This window comes from Phaeobacter sp. BS52 (genome assembly GCF_045040595.1).
GTDB lineage: Bacteria > Pseudomonadota > Alphaproteobacteria > Rhodobacterales > Rhodobacteraceae > Phaeobacter > Phaeobacter piscinae.
In genome coordinates this window covers 1,511,598-1,523,033 of the sequence record NZ_CP090662.1, presented here as the reverse complement: position 1 = coordinate 1,523,033, position 11,436 = coordinate 1,511,598, and the positions used below count along the sequence as shown (strand labels likewise).

The following is an 11,436-nucleotide window of genomic DNA, read 5'->3' as shown; positions in this document are numbered from 1 at the left end:
TCGGTTATTCTGCCGGGACGCTTTGTGCGCCTGGCGCACCACGTCCGGCAGCAATCAGGGCGCGGCGCGCCTGGGCATAGCTGTCTTCGGCGCCGCCTCGCAGGGCCCGCCGTTCGTTGAGAATAGCCTCCACCGCATCCAGACGGCCCGCCCGGAGGCCTGCATCAATGGTTACGCGTTCAAAAACGTCCCGCTGGGCATGGCTGCCACCGGCCAGTTGCAGCGAACTGCGGCCCGTCGCCAGATATCCAAAGGCCTCGCTGTAGTTGCCTTCACCAAACGCCTCCAGCCCCAGCGCGAGACCACATCCGGGCGTTGCCATGCGGGCATCGCTTTCACTTGCGCCGCGACGGGCGTCGGCATGAATGCGCTGCACCAGCTGATCGGTCTCAAGTTTGCGATCATCCCCAACCAGCGCCAGCAGATAATGCAGGTCAGCAAAGATCAGACAGCCATCCTCGGTGCGGTTGGCACAAAGCTCGGCCAGTTCTTCCCAGCGGTCGCCAATGGCCACGCCCTCCAATTCCAGCCGCATCAGCAGTGAGGTGGCGTTGGAGATGTCGCGGTAATCGTCGGTTTTATCCTTGCGGATCTCATGATCATAGAGCGCCAGAACCTGTTCGGTTTGGCCTTGATCCAAGTGCATTAGCGCTTTGTGCCACCAGACGTGGTAGCGGAAATTGTTGCAATGTGCCCAGGCCTCCTCGCGCCCGGTGAGCCAGTCCAACCCGGCGCGCGAATTGCCTGTCATGTCATGCACATGGGCCACGGCGTGGAGACCCCAGGCATCATCCGGCGCCATCCAGAGTGCCTGTCGGCCAGTCGCGTCGGCCAGATCATAAGCGCCCGTCTCTTCAAGCGAGAAAGCATGACAGCCAAGCAGATATCCCCGCCCGGCGTGATCAGGCGCATAGGCAGGCAATACGCGTTCAATGGACCGACGCATGCCTGTGCTGTCACCGAGAATGAAGCGGATTGCATGGCTCAGTTTCATCGCCAGCGCGTCTTCCGGATGGTTGCGCAGCACCGTCTCCATCTCGGCAATTGCAGCGGAGGGACGCCCCTCTAGCCAGGCTCCGAGTGCTGCAATGTAGTGACGCTCGCGCGGGAGGGCGCCGTCTTCTGTGGCCTTGGCAGCGGCATAGGCGTCATGGGCTGCCTGCATCAGCTCTGCCCGGCCCAAGAGCAGGACAAACATGCCCTTGGCAGCCTGCGCCAGTGCAAAGTCCGGGGCGGCCTCCAGCAGGGCACCGAGATGCGTTGGCGCCGCGGCGGCATGCGAGAGAACCCCCATCTGCACGGCGTTCCAGTTCTCAAGGGCTGCGGCGTCTGTCAGGCTGGTGTCCTGGCCAAAAATATCTTGCATCATCGTTTGTCCGATCCGTGTCAAAAACGAAAGCAGTGGCGCTTTGTCGTCGAGCCTAAAGCAGGCTATCGCGTCTCGCGATGCCCGCTCGCGGTTTGGTGAAGTGGCGTGTGCAATCTCGTGGGAATAGGGAGCCAACCATGTCGATTGGCAGCGATTTCCCGCATTTTTGCCTATCTGGCAAGCCCGGGATGCCTGACTTTGGCCGAAGACCGCCAGTTTCTGTAACACTCGGCCAGATCCTGCCGGTTGCAAAGGGCCAAACGGACTGTTTTCTGCGGGTTCTTAAGGGGATAGGGGCGGCGACCGCCGCGAATCCGCCCGCGTCAACGCAGGCGGATTAAGGGAGCAGAGGTGCTGTGTCGCCGCAAGCGGGGTCAGCAGCTCTCATCGGCAAAGGGGTCCGCCCCCGGTGCCAGAAGGTCAGTGCTGTCGCCACAGGTCGGTGGCGCGTGCCGATAGGTGACCGGTGTGCGCGAGAATTTCAGCGGGTTGCCCAACAGCCTGACAGGCCCGGCAGCAGAGGTCATCTCAATTGTCATCTCGCGGGCCGCAACCTGATCGCTGGCAAAAACCTGATCCAGCGTTTGCACCGGCCCGGCAGGCACCTTGCGGGCCTCCATCGCGGCGATCACCGCGTCGGTGCTGTATTGGCGGAGAGCAGGCACCAGAATATCGGCCAGCGCATCGCGGTTCTGCAACCGTGCTGGATTTGTGGCAAAACGCGGATCCCGCGCCAGTCCATCCAGCCCGAGAAAGGACAGGAACCGGCCAAATTGCGCGTCATTGCCCACCGCCAGAATCACATGCCCATCGGAGGTTTCATATAGCCCATACGGCACAATGCTCGGATGCTCATTGCCGCGCCGTTTCGGGGCGGTCCCTGTATTGAGCGTGGCGACACCTTCGTTGATCAGCCAGGCGATCTGCGCATCAACGAGCGCGATATCAACCTGCTGGCCCTCGCCGGTCTGCTCCTTGTGGCGCAGGGCAGCCAATATGCCGACGCAGGCATACATGCCGCACATCACATCGGCGATGCCGACGCCGACCTTCATGGGGCGCCCGTCCGGTTCACCGGTCAGCGACATGATCCCGCCGTAGCCCTGCGCCATCAGATCATAGCCGGGCTTCTGCGCGTTGGGGCCGGTCTGCCCGTAGCCCGAGATGGACCCATAGACGAGATGCGGAAACTCTGCATGCAGGCTGTCGTAATCTAGCCCGTATTTGGCCAGCCCGCCGGGTTTGAAGTTCTCCAGCAGAATATCTGCTTCGGCGGCGAGGCGGCGGATGACCTGCTGCCCCTCGGCGGTGGAGATATCCACCTCAACGGAGCGCTTGTTGCGGTTCGCGGCCATGAAATAAGCTGAAAGATCGGATTGCTGACCCTCGGCATCGACCACATAGGGTGGTCCCCACTGGCGGGTGTCATCGCCGCCGCTCTGCGGATTTTCCACCTTCAGCACGCTGGCGCCCAGATCGCCCAGCATCTGGGTGCAGGTTGGCCCCGCCAAAATGCGGGAGAGGTCCAGCACCTTGATGCCTGTGAGGGGGCCGTGGGGCAGTTTGCCGTCGGTGGTCGGATCAGATGAGCCCATCATAGGCCTCCCGGTCAAATTCTGCGGCAATAACAGTGAAATGTTTGGCCTGCTGTGCCTCATTCAGGGCGGCGCGCAGGCTGGCGCGGTCGCGAACCCGCACACCGTTACCGCCAAAGGCACGGCCCATGGCCGCAAAATCATGCAGGCCAAAATCAACACCGGCATTGTTGAGGCGGCGCTGGCGTTGTTTGAGATCAATCAGCGCCAGACTTGCATCGACAAACACCACGAAAATCGGGGCCACCCCCAGTTCCGCCGCAGTGGACAACTCCCCCGCGACCATGAGGAAGCCAGCATCGCCGGAGAAGCTGACAACCGTGCGCTGTGGCTCGGCCAGTTTGCGGCCAATGGCCATCGGCACCGCGCAGCCCATGGTGCAAAGGCCCGAGGATTGGATCAGCGCGCGGGGTTCCTGACAGCGCCACATCTGCGAGAGCAAAATCCGATGTGCGCCGCTATCCGCCGTGGCGAGCGTATCGACGGGCAGGGCGGCCTGACATTCTGCGATAATCGCGGCGGGGCCCCAGTCGGCATCTGCCGCAAATGCCGCAGCAAGGGCGCCGCGAGCCGCCTCCGGCTGTCCGTCAGGCCAGTTCTGATGTGCATGAGCCGCATCATCAGCAAGCTGTGCGCCGACGGTCAGTGCGCGCAGGCTGGGCGCGAGACCAGCTACAACAGTCAGGCTGGCGCTGTGCATGTAATGGGTGTTGTCTTCGGCGCAGATGTCGATCACCCGCTGGCGGCTGCAATCCCAGGCGTTGCGCCAGCCCGGGCGCATTTCAATCGGGTCATACCCCAGCGCCAAAACTAGATCGGCCTCCCGCACCAGCGGCAGCAGGTGACGATCCGCCAGAGGCGACAGCCCTGCACCGCCGAGGCAAAGGGGGTGATCCTCGGGCAGGATACCCTTGGCCTTGTAACTGGTCACAAACGGGATCTGGTAATGTTCAAGAAAGGCGCGCAGGCTTGCCCCGGCGTCTTCGGCAACAGCATCAAGACCGATCACCGCAAGGGGGCGGTCTGCCTCCGCCAGCCAGGCGCGCGCCTGCGCCAGGTCGGCGGGCTGGGGCTGTGTGGCTCTGGCAGGCGCGAGGCAGGGGCGGTGCGAGTCAGCAGGGGCATCAGCGACAGAAATCGGCACGTCGATATGCACCGGCCCGTTGCGTGGCTGGGTTGCAACGCGCAGGGCCTTGTCTGCAATCACACCAGCGGCCTCTGCATCAAGGCGATAGCTGGCTTTGGTGATCGGGGCGAACACTGCCTGATGATCCAGCACCTGATGGGTGTAGGTCGCAGCCTCAACCGCATCGACGCAGCCGGTCAGCACCAGCATCGGCACGCGGTCCTGATGGGCATTGGCCACCACATTCACCCCGTTCAGCGCACCGGGGCCAAGGGTGGCGACCAGAATAACCGGCGCGCCATCGCTGTGATGCACACCTTCGCCCATGAAGCCGAGCACTGTTTTCATGCTTGGCGAGGTGAAAGGTGATCCCCGCCTTGGTCAGCGCATCGACAAGGGTCAGAACCTCACCGCCGGGCATGCCAAAGGCGTGGCGGCATCCCGCCGCATATAGCCGCTGTGCCAGCACATCAGCGGCGCGCAGTGGGTCAGTGGCCGCCGCGGCTGCGGAATTGGTTTCAGTCATGAAATCTGCCCTTCGTGAACCTGTCCCGCCAAATTGCCGGAACCGGGCAATCTTGCAAGCCTCCTCACGGGGGTGTGAGCGTCAAGGTGCCGACTGCACAGCCTTTTGCGCAATAGCCTCAAGATGTTGGTCCAGCTCGGCGGCGATGTCTGCGAGCTCTGGCCCGCCCTCCGCCAGATAGGGGGCAAAGACATGGATGGCGGTTTTGTAGGAGAGAGTGGCGTCACCGTTGTCCTCTTCGGTCACATAAAGTCGGATCGGTGCCTCGATCATTGCGGCGGTCGAGCGGCGCAGAACCCGCACAGCGTAGTCATTGTTGAAAACACCGATCACCCGATTGCCGGGAATGGTGATGCCGCGCGCGGCGGCGGCCTTGGTCGGGCCTGCTTGGGTGACGACAACCAGGCCCTGTGACTTGGTGGCCGTGATCACGTCGCGGACCAGCTGCGCATAAGGTTTGGTGGTGTGATGTACGGCCCAGCCAGGACGGTTGGTGAGCGGGCCTGCTGCGACGTTAGACGCCTGCAGCAGTGCGAGGCCTGTCAGGATGACGACGGCAGCTGCGCGCTGCAGCGACATCCTGCTGAGCCGGATCAGATCCCTAACCATTGCCATGAACTCCCTCTGTTGCCGACAGTCTATGACGTCTGCAGGTGTTCCCTCGGTCACATTATTGTGGTCACCGACAGGCTCTTGGGCTGGCGCGCGTCAGGCCGCGCGGCGAAACCCGGTGATCAACTGGCGCAGCCCCAATGCAGCCCCGGCGAAGATCGAAAGGAAGGTCACCGGCGCCGACAGCGACAATAGAGAAAACGCGCTCAGCCCCTGGCCAATAGTGCAGCCCATGGCCAGCACGGCGCCTGTCCCCATAATTGCGGCCCCGATGATCTGACGGCGCAGCTCTCGCGGATCATCGCAGGCTTCCCAGCGGAAATGCCCCTTGATCAGAGAGCCGATGAAGGCCCCGAGCCAGACACCGCTGACCGAGCCGACAGCAAAGCTGATCGGGCGCAGGCTGCCGGTCATGGTCCACATGATGGTCTCTCCCAGCGGCGCGGAAAACGAATGCGAGACAACCGGCACCGCGTCAAAACCGGTGCGCGCGATATAGCTGCTGCCCGCCCAGCCGCTGACAATGGCAAGCGCCACCAGCGCCGCCCAGCCAATGGCGGCAGGGGCCTCGCGCACCTCCCGCCCCAAGATGGAAAACAGCAGGATTGCCCCACCAATGGCAAAGCCGATGGGTGTTATTGCCAGCCCGAGCTGATCGGCCAAATGATGTGCGATCCCCGCAGGCAGGTCGTCGGTGATGGGATCCTGAAAAAAGATCAGGTTGCGAAAGGGGGCGAGGGGGCCTGACAACACCACAAAGGTGGACACCCCCATCACCAGAACAATGACAAAACTGCGCAGATCGCCGCCGCCGAGACGTGCAATGGCGCCATATCCACACATCCCGCTGAGCGCCATTCCGTAGCCAAAGAGCAACCCGCCCGTGATTGAGGCCAGCGGCATCCAGCGGATGGCGAGGTATTGCGATTGCACCGGATCAAACCAGCCCAGTGCAATCAATCCGAAACTGCCAAGGATTGCCATACCAATGGCCATGCCCCACATCCGCATACGCAAGGAGGAGCCGCCATAGAGCAGATCCTCAATCGCGCCCAGCGTGCAGAAACGACCCAGCCGCGCGGTCAGCCCCAGAAGCATGCCACCAAACAGCCCCAGAAGGGCGGTCAGATGCGTGTCGCTGATGAGATCGGACAGGGCTTCGGGCATCAGAGGGGGCTCCGCCGGTTTCAGGTCTGCGGGAGTGGCCGAACATGACGGCTCCGCAAACGAAACCGGAATGGCCGGTCGCTGCGGTCAGCTGTCTTTGCAGAACAGCTCATAGACCACTTCGAGAATGCGGCGCGGACGGTCATCGGCCAGCCGGTAGTAGATGGCCTTGCCTTCACGGCGGGGAATGACCAGACCTTCGAGGCGCAGGCGCGACAGCTGCTGTGAAACAGCCGCTTGCCGCGCGGACAGCAGTTCCTCCAGTTCGGTGACCGATTTTTCTCCCGATACCAGATGGCACAGGATCATCAGGCGCCCCTCATGGCTGATGGCCTTCAGAAAATTCGACGCACGGGTGGCATTGTCCACCATCGTATCGAGATCTTCGGGATCCATATCGGCGGAAAACTGTGGCAGGGCCATATCGGTGTTCTCTCCTGGTTCAACCATTGGTGGCCAAGGGGGCGGTGGTCTGGTCGGGGGCGCTGGGCGCGGAGCCTGTCGGTATGAAACCGGCATGTTCCTGCAAGAGCCCAGTGATCAACGGCCAGAAGAAATCCTCTCCCGGATAGCCTTCCAGTCTGGCCATTTCATGCCCGTCTTCAACGATCAAGAAGGTTGGCGTGAATGTGACCCGGCGTGACAGGGTCAGATCCTCCGGCATCGCGCGCAGATCGGCGCGGCGCAGCGGGGCAAAGCGACCTTCGGCGGTCTTGGGATAGATCGGCGCAATCTCGGCATCCCAACGCGCGCACCAGGCACAGCCGGGTTGCTCGACCATCACCAGTTCTGCGGCATCGGCCGTCTTGGCCGCAATACCCGTCGTCGCCAGAAGAGCCAGCGCCGCTAGAGGCGCGCCAGCAGCGCGGTAAACGCGGCGCGGTAAGGATATCAGTGGGGCAAGGGCCATGATGTGATGGGTCTCAACAGTCAGTTGTGGGTCGGTGATGCGGTGCGGATGGGCGAAAGTCGGGTCATTGACGGCCCCGTCTGGTCGGTGTCTATATGTACTACGTAATTTGAATATGTGAATAGTACAAGTTTCACAGAGCAGACTGTGTCCTGATAACCTCGCTGGGCACTGCCTCGTGTGCCAGACGCCTACGGCGATTTCGTTTGTGTCCGCAACTGGCGGGGTATCGTTGTTGGCGCGGATCGGTGATCGCGGTCTGAACTGGTCGAACAAATAAGGTCGCAAGGGGCCCGAAAATATGCTGGAGATTTCCCTGTTTGGGGCTGTGATTGCCGGGCTTTTGTCGTTCTTCACCCCCTGTGTGCTGCCGATGGTGCCGTTTTACCTGTCCTACATGGGCGGGCTCTCCATGTCTGAGCTGCGCAGTGAAGGCGACATTGCGCCAGGCGCGCAGCGTCGGCTGGTGCTGGCGTCGATCTGTTTTGCCGCTGGGGTGACCACCGTGTTTGTACTGATGGGCATGGGCGCCACTGCGCTGGGGCAGTTGTTCGGGCAGTATCTTGATATCCTTGCCTATGCGGCGGCGGCCCTGCTGCTGGTGTTTGGTCTGCATTTTCTCGGGGTTGTGCGCATTCCGCTGCTGTACCGCGAAGCCCGGGTTGAGAGTAGCGCGTCGCCCGCGACCTATGCCGGGGCATATATGATGGGGCTGGCTTTCGGCTTTGGCTGGACGCCCTGTGTGGGGCCTGCCTTGGCCTCGATCCTGATGATCGCCTCTGGCATGGGCGATATCTGGCGTGGAGGGCTTTTGCTGCTGGTTTACGGTGCGGCGATGACCGCACCTTTTGTGATCGCAGCCCTGTTTGCGCGTCCGTTCCTTGGCTTCGTGGCGCGCCACCGGGCGGCCTTTGCCTGGGTGGAGAAGGGGATGGGGGTCATGTTGATCGTTTTTGCGGTGCTGATCGCGACCGGCAGCGTGCGCTATATTGCTGAGGCGATGATCCGCTGGTTTCCTGCCTTTACGAACATTGGCTGATCAGCGGTGCGTTGGGCGCCTATTGTGAACCTGAACGGGAGGATGAGAGATGAGACGCTTGTGGATTGCCGTGCTGTGGCTGCTCTGCGCCGGGCCCGTTGTAGCGGTGGAACTGGGCGACGATGGCCTGCACAAAACCCCCTGGATGCGCGAGACCTTCAAGGATCTGCGCGAGGATCTGGAGGAGGCCAACGCCGAAGGAAAACGGCTGGTGCTGTTCTTTGAGCAGAGAGGCTGCATCTACTGCACCAAAATGCACGAGGAGGTGTTTCCCAAACCTCAGATCAGCAGCTACATCGCGGACAATTTCTTCGTCGTGCAGCTCAATCTTTATGGTGATGTGGAGGTGACGGATTTCGACGGCGAAACCCTGTCCGAAAAGGATATGGCGCGCAAATGGGGCATCCTGTTTACGCCGACCATGATGTTCCTACCCCAAGAGGTGCCCGCGGTTCCGGCCCCTCAGGCGGCGGTGTCGATCATGCCGGGGGCCTTTGGCGTTGGGACCACGTTGGATATGTTCACCTGGGTTAAGGAAGAGCGCTACAATCTTGATAACGGAGAAGATTTCCAACGCTATCATGCCCGTCGCATTCAGGAACGCGACAACGGCTCTGCTGATTGAGGTGCTGCGTGTCCTGTGCTTGACATGCCAGCCAGCCTGTAACAGCTGCGTGTCACGGCCTCTCTGGGGCGGGCGATATGAAACGACATAATAAAATTCAAATTACTGAATTTGATGTTGCGTAAAGCGGGTGAGGTCGCCTAGGGTAACCGCCAGCGAAGCACGCCAAAAGCGCGTGGGAGCCAATGGGAGGAAACATGAAGCAAATATCTCTGACACTGGCAGCTTGTCTGGCCGGGACAGTTGCGTTTGCCGCTGAGATCGCGCCGAAAGACGTCGGCTACGACGAAGATGGCGCCGTTGCCGCATCGCTCAGCGGGGCTGCCGGGGATGCCGCCAGTGGCGCATTGCTGGTTGGCGATAAATCCAAGGGCAATTGCGTGGCCTGCCATCAGGTGACCGCGCTGTCCGATGTGCCATTCCACGGCGAAATCGGCCCCGCGCTTGACGGTGCAGGCAGCCGCTGGAGCGAAGCCGAACTGCGCGGCCTCGTGGCCAACGCAAAGATGACATTCGACGGTACCATGATGCCGAGCCTTCTACAAGGTCGATGGCTTCATTCGTCCGGGCGATGCCTACACGGGCGAGGCGGGCACCGAGCCGCTGCCGCCCATCCTGACCGCTCAGGAAATCGAAGATGTGGTCGCATTCCTTGCGACCCTGAAAGAAGACTGACGCAAAAGACCGGGATCTTTTTGCGCCATCAACGTCAAAGGAGACATACGATGGAGTTCTCACGTCGCGACACACTTGGTCTTGGCCTTGGGGCCGCTGCTCTGACCATGCTGCCCCTGCGTGTCGTTGCTGCAACCGAGGATCGGATTGCAGAATTCACCGGTGGTGCGGAGATGACCGACACCGGCCTGACGCTGACCGCGCCGGAAATCGCTGAAAACGGCAATACGGTTCCAATCGCGGTCGACGCCCCCGGTGCCACCGCCATCATGATCCTGGCGACCGGCAACCCGACCCCTGGCGTGGCGACCTTCGCCTTTGGCCCGCTGGCTGCCAGCCAGTCTGCCTCCACCCGGATCCGCCTTGCAGGCACGCAGGATATCGTGGCCGTAGCCAAGATGGCCGACGGCAGCTTTGCCAAGGCCAGTTCCACCGTCAAGGTAACCATCGGCGGCTGCGGCGGCTAAGCGCGACCTGTCATTCAGGCTCGCCCCCCATAGATATCAGGAGTTTACGACATGGCATCCGGTGTAAAACCCCGCGTCAAAGTCCCCAAGAAAGCAACCGCAGGCGAAGCGGTGACCATCAAGACGCTGATCAGCCACAAGATGGAAAGTGGTCAGCGCAAAGACAAGGAAGGCAATGTCATTCCACGGTCGATCATCAATCGCTTCACCTGCGAATTCAACGGCGAGAGCGTTGTTGATGTGACCATGGAACCCGCCATTTCCACCAACCCGTATTTCCAGTTTGATGCGACCGTCCCCGAAGCGGGCGATTTCGTCTTTACCTGGTATGACGATGACGGGTCGGTCTACACGGAACAAAAGTCGATCGCGATCGGCTGATCCCTTCCGGATCCATAGGCAAACGCCCTGTCCGGGATACCGGGCGGGACGACCACCCAAGGGAGGAAACAACATGAACAATAAGGCAATCACTGCAATTGCCATGGCGATGGCGCTACCTGTCGTGGCTTATGCCGAGGCAGATGAAGACACGCTGGTCGTCAACGAAGAGATTGAAATGGTCACCAAGACCACGGCACCTGCCCATGTATCTGATGCGTTGGATGAGGTGATGTCAGGCTGGCATTTCCGCTCGGACGAGACGCAGGCGCTGCAGATGGATGATTTTGACAACCCGGCGATGGTGTTTGTCGATCAGGCCATGGACACGTGGTCCAAGGTTGAGGGTACTGCGGAGAAATCCTGCGCTTCCTGTCACGACGACGTCGAGGAAAGCATGGCAGGTGTCCGCGCGGTCTACCCCAAGTGGAACGAGGACGCAGGAGAGATCCGCACCCTAGCGATGCAGATCAATGACTGCCGTGAGAACCAGATGGGCGCCGATAAGTGGAAATACACCGGCGGCAAAATGGCGGCTATGGAGGCGCTGATTTCAGTGCAATCGCGTGGCATGCCGGTGAATGTGGCCATCGACGGACCGGCCCAGTCCACCTGGGAGCAGGGCAAGGAACTCTATTATACCCGCACGGGTCAGCTGGAACTCTCCTGCGCCAATTGCCATGAGGACAACTATGGCAACATGATCCGCGCCGACCACCTGAGCCAGGGGCAGATCAATGGTTTCCCGGTCTACCGGTTGAAGAACACCAAGCTGAACACCGCCCATGCGCGGTTCAAAGGCTGCGTGCGCGACACTCGCGCGGAGACTTACAAACCGGGGTCAGCAGAGTTCGTGGCGCTGGAGCTCTATGTGGCTTCTCGGGGCAACGGCCTCTCGGTCGAGGCGCCGTCTGTCCGTAACTGATCTAGCGTGGCCCCGTATC

At 61.3% G+C, this 11,436-nt stretch carries 11 protein-coding genes and 2 pseudogenes; 6 read left to right on the top strand and 7 right to left on the bottom strand.

The genetic code is table 11. The features are described from left to right. Positions 1 to 4 precede the first annotated feature (4 nt). The 7 genes and pseudogenes from L0Z65_RS07415 to L0Z65_RS07385 all read right to left on the bottom strand — a co-directional run bounded on the left by L0Z65_RS07415 (position 5) and on the right by L0Z65_RS07385 (position 7,305). Positions 5 to 1,369, bottom strand: a complete 1,365-nt coding sequence (locus L0Z65_RS07415; RefSeq protein ID WP_405112042.1) for a tetratricopeptide repeat protein — start codon at positions 1,367 to 1,369, stop codon at positions 5 to 7. A 374-nt stretch (positions 1,370 to 1,743) separates the two neighbouring features. Beyond that, positions 1,744 to 2,964, bottom strand: coding sequence for a CaiB/BaiF CoA-transferase family protein (locus tag L0Z65_RS07410; RefSeq protein WP_096871103.1), 1,221 nt, complete (start codon positions 2,962 to 2,964; stop codon positions 1,744 to 1,746). Further along, a pseudogene (locus L0Z65_RS07405) lies at positions 2,951 to 4,616 on the bottom strand (thiamine pyrophosphate-binding protein). Before L0Z65_RS07405 ends, L0Z65_RS07410 begins: the two are co-directional and overlap by 14 nt. An 81-nt stretch (positions 4,617 to 4,697) precedes the next feature. Next, positions 4,698 to 5,225, bottom strand: a complete 528-nt coding sequence (locus tag L0Z65_RS07400; RefSeq protein WP_405112483.1) for a DUF302 domain-containing protein — start codon at positions 5,223 to 5,225, stop codon at positions 4,698 to 4,700. Positions 5,226 to 5,324: 99 nt separating this feature from the next. Further along, entirely contained in the window at positions 5,325 to 6,395 is a 1,071-nt protein-coding gene (locus L0Z65_RS07395; protein ID WP_405112039.1) for a YeeE/YedE family protein, read from the bottom strand. Positions 6,396 to 6,482: 87 nt separating this feature from the next. Further along, positions 6,483 to 6,818 (bottom strand): ArsR/SmtB family transcription factor, encoded by a 336-nt coding sequence (locus L0Z65_RS07390; protein ID WP_405112036.1) that lies wholly within the window; start codon positions 6,816 to 6,818, stop codon positions 6,483 to 6,485. Positions 6,819 to 6,837: 19 nt separating this feature from the next. Next, a complete protein-coding gene (locus tag L0Z65_RS07385; protein WP_040178217.1) occupies positions 6,838 to 7,305 on the bottom strand; it encodes a hypothetical protein in 468 nt (155 codons plus the stop codon). 301 nt (positions 7,306 to 7,606) lie between these two features. Between L0Z65_RS07385 and L0Z65_RS07380 the strand changes: the two genes are divergently transcribed. The 6 genes and pseudogenes from L0Z65_RS07380 (at position 7,607) to soxA (ending at position 11,417) form a co-directional block, all read left to right on the top strand. After that, positions 7,607 to 8,344, top strand: a complete 738-nt coding sequence (locus L0Z65_RS07380) for a cytochrome c biogenesis CcdA family protein (protein WP_405112032.1) — start codon at positions 7,607 to 7,609, stop codon at positions 8,342 to 8,344. A gap of 49 nt (positions 8,345 to 8,393) precedes the next feature. Next, positions 8,394 to 8,969: a thioredoxin family protein gene (locus L0Z65_RS07375; RefSeq protein WP_096868620.1), complete on the top strand. Its 576-nt coding sequence runs from the start codon at positions 8,394 to 8,396 to the stop codon at positions 8,967 to 8,969. A gap of 197 nt (positions 8,970 to 9,166) precedes the next feature. After that, positions 9,167 to 9,644: pseudogene (gene soxX / locus L0Z65_RS07370) on the top strand (sulfur oxidation c-type cytochrome SoxX). 50 nt (positions 9,645 to 9,694) lie between these two features. Beyond that, positions 9,695 to 10,111, top strand: a complete 417-nt coding sequence (gene soxY / locus L0Z65_RS07365; protein ID WP_405112028.1) for a thiosulfate oxidation carrier protein SoxY — start codon at positions 9,695 to 9,697, stop codon at positions 10,109 to 10,111. 51 nt (positions 10,112 to 10,162) lie between these two features. Further along, positions 10,163 to 10,492: a thiosulfate oxidation carrier complex protein SoxZ gene (soxZ, locus tag L0Z65_RS07360; RefSeq protein WP_014879751.1), complete on the top strand. Its 330-nt coding sequence runs from the start codon at positions 10,163 to 10,165 to the stop codon at positions 10,490 to 10,492. Between the two features lie 73 nt (positions 10,493 to 10,565). After that, positions 10,566 to 11,417: a sulfur oxidation c-type cytochrome SoxA gene (gene soxA, locus L0Z65_RS07355; protein WP_405112025.1), complete on the top strand. Its 852-nt coding sequence runs from the start codon at positions 10,566 to 10,568 to the stop codon at positions 11,415 to 11,417. The last annotated feature ends 19 nt before the right edge of the window (positions 11,418 to 11,436 follow it).

Bases quoted from the DNA above. Each gene is read 5' to 3' on its own strand.
- L0Z65_RS07375 (WP_096868620.1), top strand. From the start codon at position 8,394: ATGAGACGCTTGTGGATTGCCGTGCTGTGGCTGCTCTGCGCCGGGCCC.
- L0Z65_RS07385 (WP_040178217.1), bottom strand. From the start codon at position 7,305: ATGGCCCTTGCCCCACTGATATCCTTACCGCGCCGCGTTTACCGCGCT.
- L0Z65_RS07395 (WP_405112039.1), bottom strand. From the start codon at position 6,395: ATGCCCGAAGCCCTGTCCGATCTCATCAGCGACACGCATCTGACCGCC.
- L0Z65_RS07400 (WP_405112483.1), bottom strand. From the start codon at position 5,225: ATGGTTAGGGATCTGATCCGGCTCAGCAGGATGTCGCTGCAGCGCGCA.
- soxA (WP_405112025.1), top strand. From the start codon at position 10,566: ATGAACAATAAGGCAATCACTGCAATTGCCATGGCGATGGCGCTACCT.
- L0Z65_RS07410 (WP_096871103.1), bottom strand. From the start codon at position 2,964: ATGGGCTCATCTGATCCGACCACCGACGGCAAACTGCCCCACGGCCCC.
- soxY (WP_405112028.1), top strand. From the start codon at position 9,695: ATGGAGTTCTCACGTCGCGACACACTTGGTCTTGGCCTTGGGGCCGCT.
- soxZ (WP_014879751.1), top strand. From the start codon at position 10,163: ATGGCATCCGGTGTAAAACCCCGCGTCAAAGTCCCCAAGAAAGCAACC.
- L0Z65_RS07380 (WP_405112032.1), top strand. From the start codon at position 7,607: ATGCTGGAGATTTCCCTGTTTGGGGCTGTGATTGCCGGGCTTTTGTCG.
- L0Z65_RS07415 (WP_405112042.1), bottom strand. From the start codon at position 1,369: ATGATGCAAGATATTTTTGGCCAGGACACCAGCCTGACAGACGCCGCA.
- L0Z65_RS07390 (WP_405112036.1), bottom strand. From the start codon at position 6,818: ATGGCCCTGCCACAGTTTTCCGCCGATATGGATCCCGAAGATCTCGAT.